General features: G+C 46.5%; 13 protein-coding genes. 4 read left to right on the top strand and 9 right to left on the bottom strand.

The annotated features are described in order from the left end of the window. Positions 1-23: 23 nt before the first annotated feature. The 5 genes from QUB39_RS03825 to QUB39_RS03805 are packed head-to-tail and all read right to left on the bottom strand — an operon-like array spanning position 24 to position 5,536. Positions 24-1,748: a hypothetical protein gene (locus QUB39_RS03825; RefSeq protein ID WP_333485009.1), complete on the bottom strand. Its 1,725-nt coding sequence runs from the start codon at positions 1,746-1,748 to the stop codon at positions 24-26. Then, on the bottom strand, positions 1,741-2,169 hold the full coding sequence (locus tag QUB39_RS03820; RefSeq protein WP_333438104.1) for a hypothetical protein: 429 nt from the start codon (positions 2,167-2,169) through the stop codon (positions 1,741-1,743). Before QUB39_RS03820 ends, QUB39_RS03825 begins: the two co-directional genes overlap by 8 nt. Positions 2,170-2,172: 3 nt before the next feature. Then, positions 2,173-3,006: a type III-B CRISPR module RAMP protein Cmr4 gene (cmr4, locus tag QUB39_RS03815; RefSeq protein ID WP_333485008.1), complete on the bottom strand. Its 834-nt coding sequence runs from the start codon at positions 3,004-3,006 to the stop codon at positions 2,173-2,175. After that, positions 3,006-4,010, bottom strand: coding sequence for a type III-B CRISPR module-associated Cmr3 family protein (locus QUB39_RS03810; protein ID WP_333485007.1), 1,005 nt, complete (start codon positions 4,008-4,010; stop codon positions 3,006-3,008). The genes cmr4 and QUB39_RS03810 overlap by 1 nt, the downstream gene beginning before the upstream one ends. Beyond that, positions 3,977-5,536 (bottom strand): Cas10/Cmr2 second palm domain-containing protein, encoded by a 1,560-nt coding sequence (locus QUB39_RS03805; RefSeq protein ID WP_333209749.1) that lies wholly within the window; start codon positions 5,534-5,536, stop codon positions 3,977-3,979. The genes QUB39_RS03810 and QUB39_RS03805 overlap by 34 nt, the downstream gene beginning before the upstream one ends. Positions 5,537-5,785: 249 nt before the next feature. Between QUB39_RS03805 and QUB39_RS03800 the strand changes: the two genes are divergently transcribed. Next, a complete protein-coding gene (locus QUB39_RS03800; RefSeq protein ID WP_333209747.1) occupies positions 5,786-6,967 on the top strand; it encodes a WYL domain-containing protein in 1,182 nt (393 codons plus the stop codon). A gap of 66 nt (positions 6,968-7,033) precedes the next feature. Here QUB39_RS03800 and QUB39_RS03795 read toward each other — a convergent pair whose 3' ends face one another. From QUB39_RS03795 to QUB39_RS03785, 3 genes are all read right to left on the bottom strand, one after another. After that, complete coding sequence (locus tag QUB39_RS03795; RefSeq protein WP_333209745.1) at positions 7,034-11,830, bottom strand: response regulator; 4,797 nt, start codon at positions 11,828-11,830, stop codon at positions 7,034-7,036. Positions 11,831-12,107: 277 nt separating this feature from the next. Further along, positions 12,108-13,385 (bottom strand): RNA-guided endonuclease IscB, encoded by a 1,278-nt coding sequence (gene iscB / locus QUB39_RS03790; RefSeq protein ID WP_333052989.1) that lies wholly within the window; start codon positions 13,383-13,385, stop codon positions 12,108-12,110. Positions 13,386-14,300: 915 nt separating this feature from the next. Then, the gene (locus tag QUB39_RS03785; RefSeq protein ID WP_333209743.1) at positions 14,301-17,402 is read right to left on the bottom strand and encodes an MFS transporter; all 3,102 of its coding nucleotides are present in this window, start codon (positions 17,400-17,402) and stop codon (positions 14,301-14,303) included. A gap of 317 nt (positions 17,403-17,719) precedes the next feature. Between QUB39_RS03785 and QUB39_RS03780 the strand changes: the two genes are divergently transcribed. Beyond that, positions 17,720-19,129 (top strand): 2-polyprenyl-6-methoxyphenol hydroxylase-like oxidoreductase, encoded by a 1,410-nt coding sequence (locus QUB39_RS03780; protein ID WP_333209741.1) that lies wholly within the window; start codon positions 17,720-17,722, stop codon positions 19,127-19,129. Positions 19,130-19,492: 363 nt separating this feature from the next. On the opposite strand, the gene QUB39_RS03775 is transcribed toward QUB39_RS03780, so the two are convergent. Further along, entirely contained in the window at positions 19,493-20,374 is an 882-nt protein-coding gene (locus tag QUB39_RS03775) for a lysophospholipid acyltransferase family protein (protein WP_333209739.1), read from the bottom strand. 322 nt (positions 20,375-20,696) lie between these two features. Between QUB39_RS03775 and QUB39_RS03770 the strand changes: the two genes are divergently transcribed. Both QUB39_RS03770 and QUB39_RS03765 read left to right on the top strand, forming a co-directional pair. Beyond that, positions 20,697-20,951, top strand: a complete 255-nt coding sequence (locus tag QUB39_RS03770) for a hypothetical protein (RefSeq protein ID WP_333052997.1) — start codon at positions 20,697-20,699, stop codon at positions 20,949-20,951. Between the two features lie 176 nt (positions 20,952-21,127). Continuing rightward, on the top strand, positions 21,128-22,051 hold the full coding sequence (locus tag QUB39_RS03765) for an SH3 domain-containing protein (protein ID WP_333313593.1): 924 nt from the start codon (positions 21,128-21,130) through the stop codon (positions 22,049-22,051). Positions 22,052-22,148 lie beyond the last annotated feature (97 nt).

Raw genomic sequence — 22,148 nt, 5'->3', positions numbered from 1 at the left:
TGTCACAATCCAGATATTCATAGTTATTCCTCAATTGGCCAAAGTTTGATAAAGTCGCTCTGATTCTGTAAAAACTCAAGAAAATCTTGAGTTTTGTCCGATTTATCTGGAAAAATGGTCAAAAGCTCTACATGCTCTTGCCTTTTTTGTCTCAATTCTCCGTTTTTAGTTGTGAGATAGCGGGGATACATCCGGTGCCAAATGCGACCAATATTATTTAGTTTTCCCGTCAAATCGCTTTGGTTAATAGACTGATTTTTTGAGTACGGCCCGTGAAACCATTTAATTGCTTCACTGCTATGCTGATCCTCAGCGATTCTTCCCCAAACTTCCACTTTGTCGGGATGCCAGACTTCACGCCAAGCCATAACCTGATGACTAGGTTCTAAATGATTAACTGTTAACCATTCTATTGCCCTCTGCTGACCCTCTGCCAGAAATTTAGTAATATTGCTGAGGTCAGGATTAGCAGCCGTGACGTACAAAGTTTTTGAACTTTCATTAAACTTCCAGTGGCAGCCGATCGCAGGTTTGTCATTTCTCTTAAAATACTCAGGGAAAAACAGGCTGTGATCGACCCGCCGCCACGACTTGCCAAAACCGCCAAGCAAGAGAGAAAATTTAATTAAATAAGTGACAAACTTTTTTAACTCCTTCTGCGGATACGTATTATTTAGATTCAGAATGTCCAGTCTTCCTCCCTGTAAATCGTAGGTAGGCATGACTACCGGATTCCTCGCCGGATAATATTTGTGTTCACCAAAATCGAGTTCCTCAGCAGTAAAGTTAATCCCTAACTGCCCGATAATTGCCCCTGTATCATCGCGTGTTTCAACAATTCCTCCCCAAAGTTTTTTTGCTAACAGTTGTGCTGTATTGGCATCCGTGACCCCTGCCAACAACCGCAAAGTATGACCCCGCAGCGCAGCTTTAAACATATTGGGTCGAAATTCTGGGGTTCTATTCAGTAGTTGCGACGTTAACCCGCAGCCGCTCAAATTGACAGAAAGTAAGATGCGATCGGCGCTTTCTACCTCTGCCATGCGACCATAACCTGCACTTACCCTAGAACCAATTCCGTGCCCTAAAGCTTTTTCCCAAATTTGCCAAATTTCCTCCCATTCTTGTTTTCCAAGCTGCTTGTTGCTGGAAATGCCAAATTGTAATTTACACTGATAAAGCGAGATTTGCACGTTAGCGCTGGTGACGGCATTTTCCATCACTTGGCGCTTTTGCTGAGAGTGAACGACATCGACTAAACGCTCTTTTTCTCCCCAAGACATATCAGCGGGGAAGCCGCCGTGAAAGCGCAAAATTCCTGGTTTTGCACTACGCTGTCCGTCCTCTACAACCTCTCCCCCGCAGTATCCTTCTCGTTTTTCAGGAGGACACGATCGCCAGAAAGCCCCTTTCATGCTAGAACCAGGATAAAATGGCAAACCTTTCGCGCCAATTATGGGTCGAATGACGCCTTCATCTTGTCCACTGTTTGTAACTAAACGCCAGCTAATGGTGTATTGTTTTGTTTCCACTCCTTGCCCGAATTCAGGCATTTTTACGGGTGATTTAGTTCGACCTCGTTTGTAAAGGGGAACGCTTTCATCGGCGCTTTCGGGGACGGGAGGACAGCATTCTAACCATTGTTCCACCCACTCAGAAGCGGGACCAGCATCGCCGGCGTACTGAATTTTCCCCCTTCCTTCCAATTGAGAGCGAAACATCAAAGGAACGCGATCGCTATCACTCATCTTCTTCACCTCCATTATTGCCATTATTCTTAGTAGGCTTATAACGTTGAGTCCACCAAACCATACTGTCACAAAGTTGAGTCAGCACAGCTATAGCTACTTTGCGCTGTTCTACAGGAAAATCCCACAATTTATTGGCCATAATTTTAATGGCTGCTGTATCGTCAGAACTGACATTATCATTGGGGATTTTAACACCCGCATTTGCCATAATTTTGACTAGCGCCTTCCAAGTATCCCGCCAATAATCAGCCTTATCTTGATCCTTGATTAACCGAAACTGTTCTCCCCAAAATCTCTCTAAACCATAAGCAACTGCAACGCGCATTTTGTATGCTTGATTGAGAGCGTCTTTTTTGTCACGATATTTGACAACTAAATCGTGAGCCTCTTGGTCTAATTTGTAAGATTCCCAAGCCATAAATTATACCTCCTTTAAGGTTAGATAGCAGTGACCAAAACCAATTGATTCTAAACCGCCCAGATAAATGTCTGTGCCAGTAGACGCCCCAAAAGGTTGCCATGTCTCTTGGTTTTCTTTGAGGGCGATCGGAAATACTAAAATTGTGCCTTCTGGCAAAGCTTCAGTATTAAAAAAAGCTCCTTTTTTCGCCTTTTTTTCTTCTTTGTCTAAGGCCACTCGACTCTGACGATATAAAGCCATATCGTGAATCATGGCAATTTCATCGTCAGCCACAACAACGGCTGGCAATTCCTCTCCTAAAGGAAACCAAGCAGACAAATCCTGAGTTTTCTCAACTGTTAAAAAGCCAAAGTTAAAAAATAGCTTTGGTTTGCCATTTATGTCCAAAGCTTTTAAAGTTTGAGAACCTGTATAATTAGCTGGAGGTTTAGCTGATTTGAGAGATGTACCATCTTTTAGCTTGACATAATCTCCAGCAATTCGCTGATAGCGTTTCAGCAAACGAGGACAAGTTACCCACACAATTGGTTGACCCGGACAAAATACTGGCAACCACAGCAGCGAAGCATATTCAAACTTAACTACAGACTCAGTGGTACTGTCTGGTTTCCCGGATTCTGCTTCCTGACCGTACCATTTATTAGCTTCAGCTTCTCCCAGACTACGGCGGATTTCCGATCGCAATCTTCCCCGAATCGAACTACCGGGAATAATGCCAGTTTGAGTAAACTGGTCGCGGAAAATTAAGTTTAAGTTGCCGCTTTCTTCACCAGCCGTTGCTCCCACATGAACAGGAGCAAGGGTTTCAATAATACCGTAAGCTTTTTTGTACATTATTCAACTCCTTGAATTTCAATTGGCAAACACAAACCGCATCCAACTTGTTTCAGGCTAAAACCTTCTTTGGGAAACCAATTTTCGGGAAATTCCCACCAAGTTTTATCTAAAGGTTCTCTGAGAAGATAGACAGTTCCGGGAGGAACTGCATAGCGTCCGCGTCCCATTTGTCCTTTCGCGCGGTAGCGATAGGAAATGGGTTTATCCGTGAGCATCTCCGGTCGTTTTTGGGAGAAATCTGCATTTTTGGGATAGCGGTATGAAAACTTGTTAGAACCCCAAACTCCCGGTGTTATCAAAGCAAATGAGCGCTGAATTGGTTGGCGTAAAAGTTTGACAATTGGACTGTCCTCATCCAGTAGAACACTGTTGATTTCTACTAAGTGATTTTCCCCACCAAAGCGATACCAACCATCTGCTAAAGGATGAGTTGAGAGATAAACCAGACAACATTCATCATCCATCTGCACGGAATTTTCCAAAAACAAACCATCTTCTGCTAAAGTACAGCGTTCGTCATCTTTTGTTTTGGGGTGCAAGATAGGGACGTATTTCCAAGGAATATCGGCCACATCGCCCTTATGTTTATTTTCCTTAATGGTAGCAGTCTTATCTATCCAAGAATTAACGGTTTGCCAGCTATATTCAGGATCTAAATCTTCGGATTCGCGATGCCATTTCCCCGATTTCATTTTCCATTCATCCACGCCTTTTTTAGAAATAATTTTGTGCCAAGGAATGGGGACGTAAAAGTATTCAGGATCGTCTGATTTTGCCCAGAATGGGCCAGCGACAAACAAATTATCACTAAGTTCTTTTGGAGAAATATAGGACTTAACTTTGTTGGTGCTGAAAAATAGACCGGAGAGAGTAGCTGCTTCTGGAGGGAATTTTGCCCCAGAACGTCCGACTAGATTTTCGGGCGATAAAAATCCGCCAGAACTCCCGTACATAAATCCTAAAGGACTTATAGTGATGAGATATTTGAACATAGCTGCCATCCCACATTTATTAGGTCACTAATCCAGTAAATAATTTGTTTGGATTGTTCTGGATTTGGGTAATCGCCGACGATGTGCTTCCAGTTTTTTTCTAAGTTTTTCTCGTCTTGAAAGTAAAGTTGAAAAAGAGCTAAAGCTAATTCATCATCTGGGCTGTTTTCCTTGGGATTAAAACTAATAGCATGACGATTTTTGAGATGAGCTAAATCTTTGTAAACATGACTCCAGTTTGGCTTGTGATCCCAGCTTTTGCCGTCGCGGTCTTTGTATTGTTTGAGAATGTGCAAATAATCCCAAGGACAAGTCCACTGCACGTATTGACCGCTGTTAAAAACTACTCGAATTGTAACGCGATCGCGCCCCAAACTTTTCGCCCGTTTTTCGGCTTCTCGACAGTGTTGAAGAATATCTCGCTGCGGCACTCTATGACCAGCCCAAACAAAACCAACACTTAGGTTAATATCCTGTCCGTGCTTTTTCCATTCATCGGACAATCCCATTAACCATTCTAATGCCTCTATAGGTTCTGGGGGCTTTTCGGGTTTGCTGCTGTAAATTACACCAAGGAAGTCGTCACCGCCGGCATAAACAATGCGCCCTTGGTCTTTGGGGAAATTCTTGATAAAATTTTCTCCCCAATCCCGCATAGCCTCGCTGAACTTGTTTAGACCTTCATCTCCTTCTTTTTGAGCAATTTCCTGAAGTTTTTTGCCAACTTTATCGCCATCTCCCATAAACCAGCCAGTCCAGTGTTCTGGTTCACGAATAATGTCGCTAAATCCTGCTTCAAGCGGAGAGATCCCAATGTTTCTGGCAATATCTTCGTCGCGAGTAACTAACCGCTTGACTAACTCAGGAATGCTCAATCTTTCATTAGGTGCAAGAAATTTCCCTTCGGGTTGGCCATCTGGGGGAAGATTTTCTAAGACACAGGAAAGACGTTGATAGAAATCCTTAAGTTCAGCTTTTTCTGTATCGGATAGCTGCCGCCCTGGTTCTCGATGTTCTAAACCTAAACGCGGCCAGGCGATCGCATCCGTGCCAGTCAAACTCGAACTGTCGCCAATCCAGTTAATCGCCGTCCAATCGCGACGCAATTTGCGAGTTTCTAGATTCTTCATCGCAGATTCTATCGAATCTCCGTGTCCCCAAAATATCTCCCAAGTGTACAAACCCCATCGCATCCACTCTTGCTGCCAAAAGTATTCTTCTTTAGGAGGTACTTCTCGTTCTATCCAAACTCGACATTCATTTAATATTTCTTGCCATGACTTCTGAAGGGTATTTGTCACGTCATTCCTGGAAAATTCCCCTTTCCCTTTCAGAAGTATCCGATTGGGCATTCCTTTCTGGATGTTCGGGGAACCGGGAGAAATGACGTTGAAACCTGATTCTTTGGCTTGCTGTACTAGCTTAAAACTCAAAAAAGACAGAATCAGTGAAGCCCCAAATAAATCTCGGAGTTTGCGGGATTTCTCGATAAAGCCTTGAACGGGCGCAAAGGCGATCGCAGTGTATGCAGGCATAAATTCAATTTTAAGGCGGGCAATGCCCACCTGAAGGCTGCTGGTAGTGTCCCAAGTCGCTAACTGCTTAAGTTCTACTCAACTCAATATATCAGCCGAGCCAGCTTCATGTCTTCAAATTCACAATATTTATCAAACTTTTTTCAAAACCTAAAGCTATCCCAATAAGGGCTTTCAGACATTTATATATTTTTATGTCAATATTGTCTTTTCCTTGACTTTTACCCACCTTACCCCCATCCACCCATCATGGCCAAAAAACCAACCCCTCACCCCTACGCCGACAAACTAACGTTCGATCGCATCATGCTCCTCATCGCCACATTAGTAAACCATCCGGGCATCGGACACTCCGACACAGAAACATCCGATAGTAAATATCATGATGCTTTGCTAGAAGTCCAATCTCAATTGCAGAAAATTGCCGCCGAATTCAACATCGAATTTCCCGAAAACTATCCCGCAACTCCCACAATCCGTAAAGACTTAGAAACTTTGCGCCACTACGGAATCCTCGACAAACGAATGTATCGCTTCGGATATTATCTCGGTACCGGCGCAATGAATCGCGAAGAACTACTATTCGCATTTCAAGCAATAGCATCTCAAGCCAAATATCAGGGAAATCCCCAAGCCCGCAAAATTTGTGAAAAACTCACTAAACTGTTGCGCGGACTAGATATCGAACTCAAAGGTAAATTGTTTTATCCCGTTCGCGAACACCTAAATCGTGCGATTATTTACACCGATCCTGTAGAAATGCTCGATCGCCAAGAATATCGGAATACCCTATTTCACAAACTAGACATCGTAGAAACAGCAATTGTTCGAGGTCAGGCGATCGAACTTTACCGTCAAGACGATTATTATGGTAAAGGCAATGTCGGTTTCCGGCGAATCTGGCCTCTGCAACTGATTTATCACGACATCGCCTGGTACATGATTTGCGAATCTTGCGACAACGGGCATTTGAGCGTAGAACGGGTGAATCGCTTTACTGACTACTGCGAAATTATCGATGTAGAAGGGCGCGGTTTAGCCGTACAGGAACAACGTTTGAAAATAGCTCAAAAGTTGTTAAAAAACGGCTGGGGGCTGTTCTTGGGCAAGCCAGAGCAACAGCAGGCTGAATTGGAAGGTACGCTGAAGTTGGAAAAAGTGAAGGTGCGGTTTTTTGAGAAAGTAGTGGGATTTATTTTAGAGGGCGATCGGCGGCATCCGCGACAAAAAAAGATTAAGGAAGGCCCAAGGGATAGTTTTGGCAATCTGCTTTATGTGGATTATCAGATCGATTTGCCCGATCGCTCTCTCAACGAATTTAGTGTGTGGGTGAACAGATATATGGATAGCGCCCAAGTGCTTTCCCCGCCGAGTTTGGTAGAAAAACACCGACAAGCAGCGAGAGATTTGGGCGCGAGATATAGCTTGTAATATCAATTGCGGTGGCACCGGAATGATTTAACCGCAGAGGACACAGAGAACGCAGAGGAAGAATAGTTAATTATCACTTGTCATTGTTTCGCTGTACTGCATTTCTATTTTCAACGCCGTTTCAACTCTTTGATACTCGGCCTCAACCTCTTCTAAAAGCGCGCTGGCCGGATCGGGTAAAGGCTGGTTAGCATTTGTTCCGATGCGGCCCATGATTTCGAGTTCCTCGCACAGCTCAAACAAGCGAAAAGCACCGAGAGTACCGCTAATCGACTTTAAAGAGTGAGCCGATCGCCGCAAAGCCAGCGGATCGGCGTTGCACAGAGCCATAGAGATGCCTCGCAGCAGTTCGGGAGCTGTTTCGAGGTAAATCTCGATCGCCTCGTCTAAAGCTTCCACTTCTCGCAATCCCTCTATAATCTTGGCACTCAGGGACTCGTGCCCCTCTGACAAAGCCCGATCGAGATTTGATGCACCCCACTCGACGACTGCCGGCGAATTGGGAATTGTCTGTTGTGGATTTCCCGCAACAGCCACATTCGATCGCACTTGTAATTCACTCGTTCCTTCGATCTGTTCCGCCGGGGCATCCAAGCAAACGATCGGCTGCAGACGATCGAATGCGGAGTTCGATCGAGATTTACACGCCATCAAAGCTCGCACCAACTGATCGATGGCGATCGGCTTGCTCAAATAGTCGTCCATCCCCGCAGCCATACACTCTTCGCGATCGCCCTGCATCGCATTTGCCGTCATCGCCACAATCCAAGGCCTTGTCGATTTTCGATTTTCGATTTTCGATTTTCGATTGTTAGATTCATCAGTCGATTTTCTATTTTCTATTTTCGATTTTCGATTGTTAGATTCATCAGTCGATTTTCTATTTTCTATTTGCGATTCTCGATTGTTAGATTCCTTAGTCGATTTTCTATTTTCTATTTGCGATTCTCGATTGTTAGATTCCTTAGTCGATTTTTGATTTTCTATTTGCGATTCTCGATTGTTAGATTCATCAGTCGATTTTCTATTTTCTATTTGCGATTCTCGATTGTTAGATTCATCAGTCGATTTTTGATTTTCGATTTGCGATTCTCGATTGTTAGATTCCTCGTCAGTCAATGGGGGATTTTCGATTTTCGATTTTCGATTATTAGATTGCTCATCAGTTGCGGAAAGTTCTGATTCTCCCGTGAGATTTTCTAAAGTTAAATCTGCTGAAAATTGCTCGCGGATGCGGCGGGTAGTTTCCAGTCCGTCCATTTCCGGCATTTGCACATCCATCAGCACCACATCATAAGGCTGGCGGCGCAAAGCTTCGAGCACTTCGATACCGTTTCCCGCCACATCCGCGCGATACCCCATCCGCTGTAAAATTTGCAAAGCCACCTTCTGATTCACCAAATGATCGTCAGCCAACAGAATCCGCAGCGGTAAGTTCTCGGCCAGCACGGGTATGGTTTGCAAGAAAGGCCCGCTAGTGCGCTGCCCTTTAAATTCCGGTGTCTGTTCTCCAAAAATATTGATTAAAACATTGTAAAGCTGAGATTGTTTGATGGGTTTATTTAAAAAAGCAGCAAAATCCATCTCCATAGAAGGGGAATTAATTTCTTGCCTGCCGATCGAAGTTAGCATCACTAACGGCAACTTTTCGCAATCAGGATACCGGCGAATTTGCGCCGCTAAAGCCAACCCGTCCATTTCCGGCATTTGCATATCCAAAACTGCCAAGTCAAACATTTCTTTAGCAGCCAGCCAATCTAAAGCCAAACGAGCCGAAGCTGAAGCCCTAGCCACCATTCCCCAAGACTGAGCTTGGAGAGTCAAAATTCTGCGGTTGGTAGCATTGTCATCGACAATTAAGACTCGCTTCCCAGCTAATTCAGGTTGAGAATTGCTCAAGTTAAGTGGTAAGGAATTCTTGCAGCCAGAAACGATCGTACTAAAATAAAAAGTAGAGCCAACAGATTTCGTATTTTGGGCGATCGGCTGGTTGCTGAGTACAGATTTGCCATAGCCATATTTTTCGGCAATTTCGCAAGATTCTGCCCATCCCAAATCAAAAACTGCCGACGATCTAAAATGAGCCGGAGGATTGCCCGCGACACTACCCATACTTTCCACCCACATCCGACCGCCCATCATTTCGGCCAAACGCTTGCTAATTGCCAAACCCAATCCGGTACCGCCGTACTGCCGGCTCGTTGAAGAATCCACCTGGCTGAAAGATTTAAATAGCCGATCCATGCGATCGCTCGGAATGCCGATACCGGTATCTTTGACCGCAAAATGTATTTCGTATGCTGGGTTAATTGCTACCGGTTCGCCAGCAATTAATGGCGGTTCTTTAGCGTTAGCCGCCGGCACTGAAATCTTTTTGGCAGTCACCGAAACCACCACTTCTCCAGCGTCGGTAAATTTAACCGCATTACTGAGCAAGTTGATTAAAATTTGCCTCAAGCGGGTGCTATCGCCGATCGCCGTTGCGGGTACTGTACGATCGATCAAGTAACCCACTTCCAGTTTTTTTTCTGCCGCCTTAGCAGCTACCAAGTCTAGAGATTCCTCTATGCAAGTGCGGAGGTCAAACGGATGTTCCTCCAAGTCCAATTTGCCCGATTCAATTTTCGAGAAATCTAGAATATCGTTGATCAGAGTCAGCAAGGCATCGCCACTGCTGCGGATAGTTTCTACAAAATCGCGCTGTTCGCGAGTTAAGGGGGTATCCAGCAGCAAACCGGTCATGCCGATGACTCCATTCATCGGAGTGCGAATTTCGTGGCTCATGGTGGCTAAAAATTCGCTTTTGGCTCTAGTAGCCGCCAGTGCTTGATCGCGAGCTTTTGCCAAATCTACGTCGGTTTGCTGGCGTTCGAGTTCGCTTCCCACCCACTGAGCCATCAGTTTCACCAACTCTCTGTCTACAGCTCGGAACGGTTCTGTTACAGGAGTCGGAGAAAAGAAGCACAGAGTGCCGTAAACTTCACCTGCCACCGTGACGGGAATGCCCATGTAAGCTTCGATTGGGAAGGCTCGATCGTGCGTGTTAAAGGAAAAACCCGAAAATCTCACCGACTCAAAGTAGATCGGTTCTTTTGCCATTGACGTAGCGACGCAGAAAGTTTTTTCCAGATCGTAGATTTGGTCTTTGACGATCGACCCGTCGGGACACTCAACAGCCATTATTTGATAGTTGTCGCCTTGAATGCAGGACAAAATTCCCACAGACAGGCCTAAATGCCGACATCCCATTGCCAGCAGTTCTTGGAGGCGCAAATCAAAGGTAGAGAGGTGGTTGAGCGGGTCTGTACGGGGAGCCGAAGTCACTTGGTACAAAGCTTTGATTGCAGCTTCGCTTTCTCGAAGTTCTTGTTCAGTTTGCTTCCGCACGCTGATGTCGCGGGAAATGCCGATAATTTCTTGGACTTCGCCTGTTTGGGGATCGCTGATCGTGCGGCCGGTGGTTTCAAACCAAATGTATTTGCCGTCTTTGCGGCGGATGCGGTAGCTGACGGTGTAAGTAACTGGGAGGGCCAGGACTTTCCAGTGGGCTTTGGCAATGGTTTCTAAATCGTCGGGGTGAAAATAATCCTTGGGGACGCGGCCGATGAGTTCCGAAGGTTCGTATCCCAGCAAAGCCCTGCTGGCGGGCGAGACGTAAACAAACACGCCTTTGGGGTCGTGTCTGGTGATCATGTCGGTTGAGTTTTCGGCCATCAACCGATAGCGGTCTTCGCTTTCATTACGTTCGACTTGAGAATTGCCCAATGCTTCTAGCATTCGGTTGATGGCGTCGGCCAAGCTTGCGAGTTCATCTTCTCCGGCAATATCAACGCGCAAGCTTGGGTCGCCGTTGGCTGCGATGTTGCTGACGCTGGTGCTCAAGGAAGCCAATCTCGCCAAAACTAATTTTTCTAGCAACAGCAGGGTGATGGCGCTAAATATTAAACCTACTGCCAGTATTGATAAGGTAAACAGCTCCAAGGTAGCCTGACCTTGGCCGTAGATGATGCGATCTGTCTCTACTCGCAGCAGCAGCGCTAGGTTGCCGTGGATGTCGCGAATCAGGGCGTATCCTGCGACTAAGGTGTCGCTGAGTGGCTCGACTAAAATTTCTGCTGATTTGAGGTTGGAAATTTTGAGTTTGACATTTTCCAACTCCTGCCTCGATCGAGCCATCGCCTTGGCGCTGTGCCCGGAGTAGTTCGCGGCTCCCACTTTAAAATCTAAACTCGGCAATCTAAAATCCACTGACAGGTGAGTCAGTTCTGAAAGCAAACCGATTTCGCTGCTGTCTAGGTAGCGTCCCAAGATCAGCGTCCCCCGCGACGGGCCTTGGGAGTTGCTGTTCAAGATGGGCTTGGCGGCAATCAGCAGTCTGGCTTCTGGCAGGGTGAGGACGCCTGTTTTGGCGACGGGGCGATCGCCCTCGACTGTCGATGAGTCTATTAGTGCCTCGGTCAAGTGCTGTTTGAAGCTTTCGGGAATCGGGATTTCGGTTTGGGATTTAAGGTCGAAACCTTTGCTGAAGATTGTCTTACCGTTGGAGTCAAGCAGCACCAATAAGTTTAGTCTCAAGTAAATAAATGTCGAATCGACGAAATTTGACTTGACAAAATTTTCGTTCCGTGTTTCGACGAAAGAGTAAGTATCGTCCCAATCGGCGTAATCTTGGGCGCTGGTGTCTAAATTCGACAAGTCATCATCTAATGCGTCCAAAGCCCGTGCGACATCCTGGCGGACGTACTGTGCCTCCAGGTTGTGAAAATCATGCAGCAAAATAGTTGATGCAGTGGCATAGAGAACCAGAATCAGGCTGATCAGCGCTGCACCGATGATTAATAGTGTTTTTTTTCGGAGTTGCATGGCGTCGCCCTCCTCACGGTGCTAATAGGCAACTAGCCAGGAGAGGTTTGAGACGTAGGTTGTTTAACATTGGCGATCGCAGGGCCTGCGTGTTTGGACTTTTCTGGGCTGACGAAAGCAAAGCCCTTGGTATTCCCAAGGTATCCGGTATGTTGCCCCCCACAGCCAGTGTAGTATTTTCAGAGCTTTAGTTCCATATTATTCACCAAAAAACGAGCGAGAAGCCCCTGGCTTTAGACATGGGGAGGAAAGCGGCTGCGACTTCAGTCGCCTCTCTTCAAAATCCATACGAATAACCATCTTTTTTGTGAATGGGTTTGCAATATTTATGGCTAATCCCTGCCACTCTTCCCATCGTGGTGGCGATATCAAACGAGCCGGATGCACGGCACAGAGCTCGTCCCACATAGGAGCCGACTTTCTTTCCTGCGGTGACTGTCGCGCTGATAATATCACCAGTTTGAAAACCGAAATGGATTTGCTTTCTTGATTTATGGCGAATTGGAAAGCCAAACTTATCCGTGCCACACATCTGTCTGCTGCCATGTCCCGTCGCCTTGATTAGCAGTGGTTGAGAAGTCAGCACCTTTAATTCTTCGACTTTGCCGACACTTGCAGCATCTAACCAGTGACATTTAGGTAGTTGCAAACGAGTTCGATTGAACTTCGTTTGACCGCCAGAACCCGTAGTTACCGGAAGTTCAGTTTTGTTGAGCTGATTGAACAACGCCCAACGTGTCGAGTTGACGGCAGCAGCATCTTTTAAGGGTCGTTTTCTTTGTGCTTGAATTCTTTTAAGAACATCAGGTTTTTTGGCCAGGAATTGCTCAATTTTTTGAGTATCTTTCTTTTTATTGCAAGAATCGCAAGCCAGACATAGATTTGAGATACGATTCGTGCCGCCTTTAGCTTTAGGGTGAATATGTTCGACTTGTAAAGGTATATTTTCACTACCACAATAAGCGCATTTTCTGTCCCACGCATCAAGAATATATTCGCGAACCTCGTAGCCCAAAAGTGTGCCTTGCTGATATTCAATACCTGAGATTTCAGGGTTTTCAAGTTGTTGTAAATCAAATCGCACAAGTTCTTGAGCTATTGACCCGATAGGCGCAAGTTTGATGAGTTTGTTCACCCAAGTGAGTGTAGTCAAAACTCGGTGTTCAAGACTGGGTGCCAACCAACCTCTAGGACCTGTGCGATTCAAGAACCTTGGTTGACGATAACGAGTATGTCGATTTCGTCGTCCCCTCCGCAGTTGACGGCGTGAGAGCAGAGCATCTTTGATTGCCTGACCTCTGTGAGTCAATTCTGCTGCCCAAATGACTTGTGCGCCGTTCAATATGGCAAAACCAGTTACCCTAGAACCAGGATCGATTTTAATCTTTAAATGGGGTCTGATTAAATCGGGTCGGGACTCTTCAAGAATCAAAGTGAACGGAAACTTACGGTAAATAGCCGCTTGTTTCTGCTTCAGAAGCCTCCTTGCAAAACCGGGATGAATTGGTGTTAGCGGTCTTTTTTGGGCATCAATTACAAAAACAAAATTAGACATAAAGTCCTCCATTGCTGGGTAAAGTTCGCTCCCTTGAATGTTTATTGAGCTTGTTATGCCAAAAGCACTGGTTTAACCCCGTTAAGCCTGTTTAACTTTTGGCGATAGATCGGAAAACTAGCGTCGCATTCTCCGGTATCGTGACTCAAAAAACGTAGGTCTAATCCTGTCTCTGGTAAGGTTCGGGCTTTCTTCTTGAACCGCTGGCGATCGAGCCGGACTTCCTGAAAGCCCCTAGCTTTAGCTATGGGGTTCCTTACAACCTATGACCTACAAGTCAAAACCTGACGATCGGCATCTTCAAAATTAACCGCCGATCGAACTCAAAACAGTTCGCGTTTGTTTGATACTAACGCAGCCAGGGCGGCGGGCGGTTGGGAGAACAGGCGTGCTGGGTGGAGAACCCTCTCTATTATTGTACCTAAAAAATATTGAGGAGAGAGGGAACTGGCCCGCGAAGTTTGCTTTGCCAAAAGGTTTTCACTCCAATAAATGTTTTGATTTTTGTCATTCTTCAGTAATCCTTGCAACAGTTGTAGAATCTGCCTCAAAGCAAATCCAGCCTGCAAGCCTGAACCCCGTTCAAAAATTGTGATAGCAGAGGCAATGAAGATCCGGCTACTTTTTATTTATTACATCTGCAAATAAAATATACGACAATCAATAAAATCGGCTTTTCACTTTTCTATTTTAAATTCATCAAAACTGCTAATTAAAATGTATAGATTCACCGTTGGCACCAGCCTCAAAAAACGGGTATGAACTGGTTTACCATAACATTATTCAACCGTACTAACAAATTAATACAAACTCGTTCCCACTCCCCGATCAAACCCTTTACTAACATTAGTGCCTGATATCAGTAGAAACTCATATCAGGCACTATCTGCAATCCGATCGCAACTTGAGTCTTTTTTATCGGATGACGGCTAAAGCACCGGCGCCGGCTGCTGCTGCCGCCGAAGTAAGAGCGGTGAAAAACAGCCACCAAGAGGCAACTTCTGCTGCTTTCCGGGTTTCTTCGGCTTGTTTTTCAGCTTGCAGTTTGATGCTTTCGAGGCGAAGCTGCGCCTCTTGCTGCAAGCGTTCTGCTCTTTGCAAGACGGTGTTGCGGCTTCTTTCAATTTGGTCGATCAAGCGGTTGGCATCTGCTTCGGAAATGTCCTCGCGAGAACTCATTAGTGCTACTAAAGTATCGCGATTGAAATGACCAAGCCGATCGCGCAAAGCATCAAATCCGGCTTGCGGATCGTCAAATAACTTCCGCACGTCCCGCGTAATGCCTTCGTAATTTAGTTCAGGGCGATCGAGCGAATTGAGGTAATCCCGAATTTTTCCGAGAACCCCGTCAATTACCGACTGAATACCCTCCTGTATTTTCTGAATTTGCAGTGCGAACTCATCGCGCACCGACAAAATTCCATCGACAATGCGATTGGCTTCTGCTTCAGAAATATCCGGCCGCTGAGACAGCAGAGAAACAATTGTAGCTCGATCGATGTGCGACAAGCGCTCGCCCAAACTGTATGCACCGACTTTCGGGTCATGCAGCAGCAGTTGCAAGTCGCGCTTGATGGATTCGGGATTTAATTCATCCTTGCCCGTATTACGCAAATAATCTTCTAAAACACTCTGAAAATCGTGCACTTGGCTTTGCACCCGTTTTGCCAAACGGCGGGGCGCTTTCACAATCGAGCCAAGGGTTTCCTGCACTTGGTCGATAATTTGATTGACTTGTTCCTCGCTCAAATCTTGTCTCTGAGAAAGCAGTTTTACCAAAGTATCGCGATCGACTTGAGACAGGCGGCCACGCAGCGCCAAAGCTCCTTCTTTTGGATTTTCCAGCAGTTTTGTCAAATCCCGCTGAATCCCTTCAGGATTGAGTTCTGATTTGCCAGTATTGCGAAGGTAATCTGCAAGGGCGGTGGTGGTTTGGTCGTACTGATCCTTAGCTTTTTCTGCCAACTTTTGCGGCGTATGTACCGCGCTGTGCCAATTTTCTTCGGCGCTTTCGAGAAGCTGATTTACTTGGTCTTCGCTGAGGTCTTTCCGCTGAGATAGCAATTTTACCAAAGTTTGGCGATCGAACTTAGAAGCTCTAGCTCTGAGCGCCCACATTCCCGCTTCCGGGTTGTCCAGCAGCGTTTTCAAATCGCGCTTGATGCCTTCGGGATTGAGTTCTTCTTTGCCCGTAGACTTCAAGTATTCTTGTACTCTTTGCCACTGGTTATCTAGTCGGGCTTGCGCTGCTTCTTGCAGACCTTTAGCATCTGCTAAAACTACATCTCGCGTCCTTTCTAACTCTTGAACAATCTGTTCTACTTCCTGGAATCCGAAATTTTCGCGACCTCGGAGAATTTGCACAAAACTGTCGCGGGTGTAAGGAGAAAGTCGATCGCGCAACTGTTCGTAACTCGCGTCGGAATCCTCTAAGATTTTTTTGAAATCGCTCCCGATACCTGCTGCTGTCAGTTCCTCTTTCGGCGTCAACTTCAAATAAGTTTCCAACCGCCACTGCAAATCGCGAGCTTTTTCTTGCTCCTCGGCAAAGATCACGGTTTGTAAAACGCGCTGTCTAATTGCTTCTAATTCCTGGGAAATTTCTTTAATTTTGTCTTGGGTAAAAACGCCTCGACTAGCCAAGATTTCGGCAAAATTAGACTGTTTTAGTTTTTCTAATTCGCGGCGCACTGTTCCGGGGTCGGCGGTAGGATCGTAGAGCACGTCCCGAAATTCGCGCTCGATGGCTTGGGGGTTCATCTGCCACGAATAAGTGTTGAGTAGGTAGTTTTCTACGTCGGCACGAATTGGGCTGTAAGTTACGGGTTCGCCTTTGACTTGAGCGGTAATTTTATCAGTTTGCTGGGTAACTTTGTCTTTAGCTTCTTTGAGCTGACCAACTACTTTTTCAACATCGAAGTCAGAAATATCCGTGCGACCCAATACTATTCCCATTAAAGCATTGACTGCCATTGTCGTTGCTTGGGACATCATGGTCGGGCTTTCTCCGGAATTTTGACCGCCCAGATTGCTGAGGGCTTTTTCTACCCTACTTGCCAATTTATCTGAGACCAAATCTCCCGATTTAGCAGATTTGAGATAGTCTACTAATTGAGCGATGCCGTCTGATGGCTGCCCTTGTTTTCCTACTTGTTTCCAAGCATCTTGAAGTTGGTCTACAATCCGGTTTACGTCGCGTTTTGATAAGTCCGATCGCGAACTTACTAAATCTACGAGGGTTTGCCGATCGAGATTTGGCAAATTTTCGGCTGCAATAGTTTTTAGTTGCGGATCGTTGAGCAATTTTTCAAACTCGCTACGCATCCCTTTGATGTCTAATTCTGGCGGTTTGAGGCTTTGGATGTAGTCTTCGACGTTTTCGCGCAAGCTTGTGGGGTCGATCGCGCTACCGAGTTCATGGCCCACTGCTGCTGCTGCTGCTTTGGCTGTGGCGACTACTTGGTTGCTGGCTGCTTTGGCGCCGATAGCCGAGGCTGCGGTGCCGACAATGGCTTGAAAGCCTGCTGTGGCGCTGTTGACGACGGAACCGATCAAGGAACCGACGGTGGTGGAGCTCACCCAAACAAGCATTGAGAAATAGGTAGCCCACACGACTAAACCGACGATCGCACCTAAACCGGGACTGCTAATCAAGCTGAGCTTAACTGCTAGCAAGCAAGCAAAGAATAGGGCGATGGTGACGGTAATCAGCGTCCAAGTGCCTACTTTTCTGCCGATATGGCGGACTGGGGGGCTGCCGCTATCCGAGTGGTGGTCGTCGTCGTGGGATTGTCCAATGTACGAAAGGCCGGCTGCTACTGATAAATTTGTTAGCAAGAGTTGGAAAGCGCAGGCGAGTACCACTCCAGCTATCAAGGCGATAAAAAATTGTGGCCCGGAATAGAGGAGTGCTGCGTCTTCTACTCTGTTTGTTGTTGTAGTCTGGTCTACTGGCACTTGGGCCAGCCAGAACCCGATGTTATACAGTTGTGGATTTATTGGCAAATTTTGATACATAGTATATTCCTCGTTAAGGAGTGGGTGCGCGCGCTCATTGGCGCAAGTTAACTAATGTATAGTTTTAGACTCATGCCCCCAATGGCAAGCATCGCCTTATTGTCGAGCTAAAGCATCCCCCTACAGTTGGAAGTGTAGAAATATGTCTGCGGCCGGCTGTCACTTTAGGGCAATTTGTGGTATGTAAGTCTGATTAAAATAATCGCACAGGAGAATCTGTGGTCGATCGATATTCAGAGTCGGCACAGAAGCCCAGACAAATTGTTCAAAATTCATCAACCAATTCCATAGCAAATTAGCTTTGAAGGAATTCGATAGTGCAGCGAGAAAGTCATGCAATTATTATTGGCGGCAGTTTAGCAGGACTGTTTGCCTCTAGAGTATTAGCAAAACACTTCGACAGAGTAAGTATTGTTGAACGAGATTTTTTTCCAGAAAAACCCGCACCTCGCCCTGGGATTCCTCAATCTCGTCACCTTCACATCCTTTTAAATCGCGGGAGAATCATCCTAGAAGAGTTTTTTCCCGGCTTGGAAAACGAACTGGTAGCTGCTGGTGCTCGTAGTTTAGATCCGAGGTCGATCGGGTGGTTTAGTCCGGCGGGTTGGGCCCCGCACTTTAGCCCGGATCTAAATGATTTAATTTTGTTCAGTCGGGATTTACTTGATTGGCAAATTCGCCGCCGCTTGGCTGAAAATACGAACGTGCATTTCCTCCAAGGAGGCACAGTAACGGGGTTGCTGGCTAATGCCTCGCGTGCGGAGGTTGCTGGCGTGTCGGTGCGTTTTCGCGATCGTCACAACCCTAGTAACATCCATACAGAGAATTTGTATGCAGATTTAGTAGTCGATGCTGGTGGCAAAGTTTCCAAAACACCTAAATGGTTGAAAAGTTTGGGCTATGAACCTCCGCAAGAAACCGTTATCAATGCTTTTGTCGGCTATGCCACCCGCATCTATAAATGCAGCGGTAAATTGTCAGAAACAGCGCCAGTATTTGTGTCACTAGCCCCGCCAGTTCGCACTCGTGGCGGTGCAATTTTTCCGATCGAAGGCAATCGCTGGCTGGTGACTCTCGACGGGGGCGATCGCGATTATCCCCCCACAGACGAAGCAGGTTTTCTAGAATTTGCGCGCAGTCTGCCAACCCCGACAATTTATCATGCGATAAAAGAGGCAGAAGCCATCACACCAGTTTATAGCTATCGAGGTACGGAAAACCGTTTGCGCCACTACGATCGCCTCTCCCGTTATCCTCAAAATTTGGCAGTTATCGGTCATGCTGTTTGCGCTTTCAACCCAGTTTATGGCCAAGGAATGACCGTTGCTGCACTGGATGCTCAGATGCTAGATAAATGTTTGCAAAAGCAAAGAGAGCGGTATCCAGAAGGTGATTTAACAGGCTTTGCGCGACAATTTCAACAAAAACTAGCAAAATTACACACTATTCCTTGGATGTTTGCCATCAGTCAGGATTCCCGCTATCCTCTAAGTGAAGGTGCAAAACTCAACCTTGCTACGCGGCTGACAATTGATTACATGGATCTGGTGTTAAAAGTGCTGGTCGGAGATGCTAAAGTTTGTCAAGCATTTTTGGAAGTTCTCCACATGATTGAGTCGCCGGCTGTACTTTTTCATCCCAGTATTGCGCTTAAGGCGATCGGGCAATTACTCACTGTTCGGCAGAAGGCAGAATTAAGATCGAGAGTTTATACAGAATCAGGTTAGTTTTGCCAATTCTATTTTTTCCCCGCCGAGTAAGGAAGATAAAGGCAGATGAAATCCTATTCATCTGCGTTGATTTAACCTGATATGATGTCCGCGACAACCTGCATGATAAAAAGTATCACTTTGGCGACTGCGGTTTTCGGGTATTTCACGTAATTAAGATAGGTAAAATCCGATTTAGTACCGCAATTCTCGGTTTTTGAAATAAATCATTAGATTTATTTCAAAAAAGGTTTGCAGTCACGACTCACCCACAAGAGTCAAGAAACCAGTTTTTTTACCCATGTCCCTCGCGATTCACGCTATATTGTCGTAAAAAAAATCGGTTTCTGCGGCAGAGAATAATATAGAGTTTTGCAATTGTCACTTGCCAACCAAACAATCTAATTGTTCTTGCATTTGGGCGGTAACTCGCTCGAAACAAGCATCAACATAATCGCGATCGCGCGCCGCCTCCGAACCATACCTCTCAAATACAATCGGTTCGCACACGCGAGTCCGAATTTGCACGGGTAAAGGCAGGTTTGGCAAAGGCCCAATACTCAATCCCCAAGGCAATCCCAAATACACCGGCAATACCACCGGATCGATACCAAATAGCCACGGCATTCCCAATTCATGCAATTGCTTTGCTTGTTCGTACAAATCTGCCAAAACTATCAAAGTATCGTGAGCACCATGCGATATAATTGGTACAATTGGCACTTCTTCTCGCAATGCTAATTTGATAAATCCCTTGCGTCCCGCAAAGTAGATTTGATCGCGCAAGTGGTGGGGGCGAAAAACATCTTGAGCCCCACCCGGATAGACGAGAACAGGAGCATTTTTCCGCAACGCTGCGATCGCCATTTTCGGATGCGCCTTGAGAGCTCCACACTGAACCGCCATGCTAGCAACATCAGGAGAAACTTGCCAAACCGTTGGGTGCATCAATCCGTAGGCCAAGCGTTCCGTTCCGTACCTGCGGAACCATTCGTATAGGAACATAAACATATCGGGAGCGGCGAGTCCCCCGTTGTGAGAACCAACAACGAGCATTTTTCCGCTCGCGGGTACGTGGTGCCAGCCGTCGCTTTGTACGCGGAAGTAGTAGCGGTACAGCCATTCCCAGATTGGCAACAAATGCTGAATGAAGTCGGGATTGCGATCGTCTAAAGATAGACCGTCAAAGGGATATTTAGAGGATTTGCCGTTTTTTTTGTTAGTAGTTTTTGTCACTGGAAAAATATTTAACGCTTTGGTCATTATATAGCAGAAGGAAGAAAGCTTTAACTCTCGAATAGATAAGGCTTTAGTTATTTGGGACAGCAGGAAGAAGGGAGGAGATTAGTTGGGATTTTCCTCTCCTTGTGCGTGCGCTCATCCCGATCGCCCTGCGAAAAAAAGATTTTTCCTATTATCATTAATATGATCCCATTCCGAAGGAATCTACCGCATTAGTTTTAGCAAGTGAAAACATCATAAACATCGAGCGCGGTTGCTATAGCAATATAATTAAATCAGAATTGGCGCAAAAATTTGGTTTCTGATTTGAGCGGGCTGCTTTTGTTCGGAGGTTTTGTGCTGGTTGTCTCCACAGGAACAAAACCGTTTGGAAACAGCTACAGCAACTGTCGCTGATGGCGGGGCGGCTTTAGCCACAAAAACACAACTGTGCCTCAAGCCGATAAGTTTCCGTTTTGGAAGATTTTATCAAGTTGATGCCCGCCATCGGGTCAATGCTAGCGATTGGCGCTGTTTACTTTTCCCCTCTGCCATTCCCAGACTCGGACACTTCCACCTTCTCCCCCTCCCCCACTGTGGCATAATGAGCAATTTATAGGCGTAGCAGCTTTATGTGTCTTCGCTCAACTCACCAAACATTAAATTATATAAATTAAACTTGACTTGCGGTAAAAAAAAGTTACATAAAGCTTTTTTGTGGAAGACAAATCGATTTTTTTGCTATATTGACCTGCAATTAAGATAATGATTGTGGTTAAGTGAGGATTTGAACGGATGAAAAACTTGAATTGCTGGAATAAACCCGCTGCATTGCTGGGCGCGATCGCGATCGCAACCGGAAGTTTGCAAGCGAATGCGATCGTTGTTGCCGCCCCATCAACATCGACTGTCAGTCAAGATGCTGAAAATATTTCCTTTGAAGATAGCGCCACCTTTCAAATAGCCCAGGCTGGCAACCTTTGTCGCAAAGTCACTCCCAAAGAAGGTTTGACCGTTCGCCAGAGCCCAGACCCAAAATCCCCTAGAGTGGGCGGGGTAGGACTTAACACTCAGGTAACGCTGTCCCAAGGCGCTACTTCTGTTAAAGCCTCCGACGGTCGCCTCTGGATTCAAATTACCGCTCCCGTCACAGGGTATGTAGCTAGCGGATATCCCAACGACGAAAGTAATTTAGGTTCGTGCACAATTAGTCAAACTCCTGCACCGGCACCAGCACCCGCACCCGCACCAGCGCCAGCACCAGCGCCAGCGCCAGCACCCGCGCCAGCACCCGCACCCGCACCAGCACCCGCACCCGCACCAGCACCCGCACCCGCGCCAGCACCCGCACCCGCACCAGCACCCGCACCCGCACCAGCACCCGCACCCGCACCCGCACCCGCACCAGCACCAGCACCAGCGCCAGCACCAGCGCCAGCACCTGCGCCTGCGCCTGCGCCTGCACCAGCACCTGCAACGGGCCCCGTAAGTCTGTGCCGCCAAGTAGAACCTCGCGTAGCGCCGAGGGGTCTAGCTATCCGTACTGAGCCTTCAAGGACTGCTGCGGTTAAAGGTGGTGTACCGGCTAACGGTCAAGTAACGCTTGTACCGAATTTCCAGTTAGTGAAAGATAAGAATGGAGAAAACCGGAATTGGGTTGAGATTTCAGGCCCTGTGCCCGGATTCATCTCGGCTGGAAATTTGATCATGTGCAAGTAAACTGGTGAATTCGATCGCTCTTTTTGACTACAAGAGCGATCGACACCGAAAATAGTTTTAAGATTGTCGCGCAGCAAGCGAACAACGCGGAACCCAG

It is taken from the genome of Microcoleus sp. AT8-B5, assembly GCF_036705565.1.
Taxonomy (GTDB): domain Bacteria; phylum Cyanobacteriota; class Cyanobacteriia; order Cyanobacteriales; family Microcoleaceae; genus Microcoleus.
Note: the sequence above shows the minus strand (reverse complement) of the source record. Positions and strands in the feature narration are given on the sequence as shown.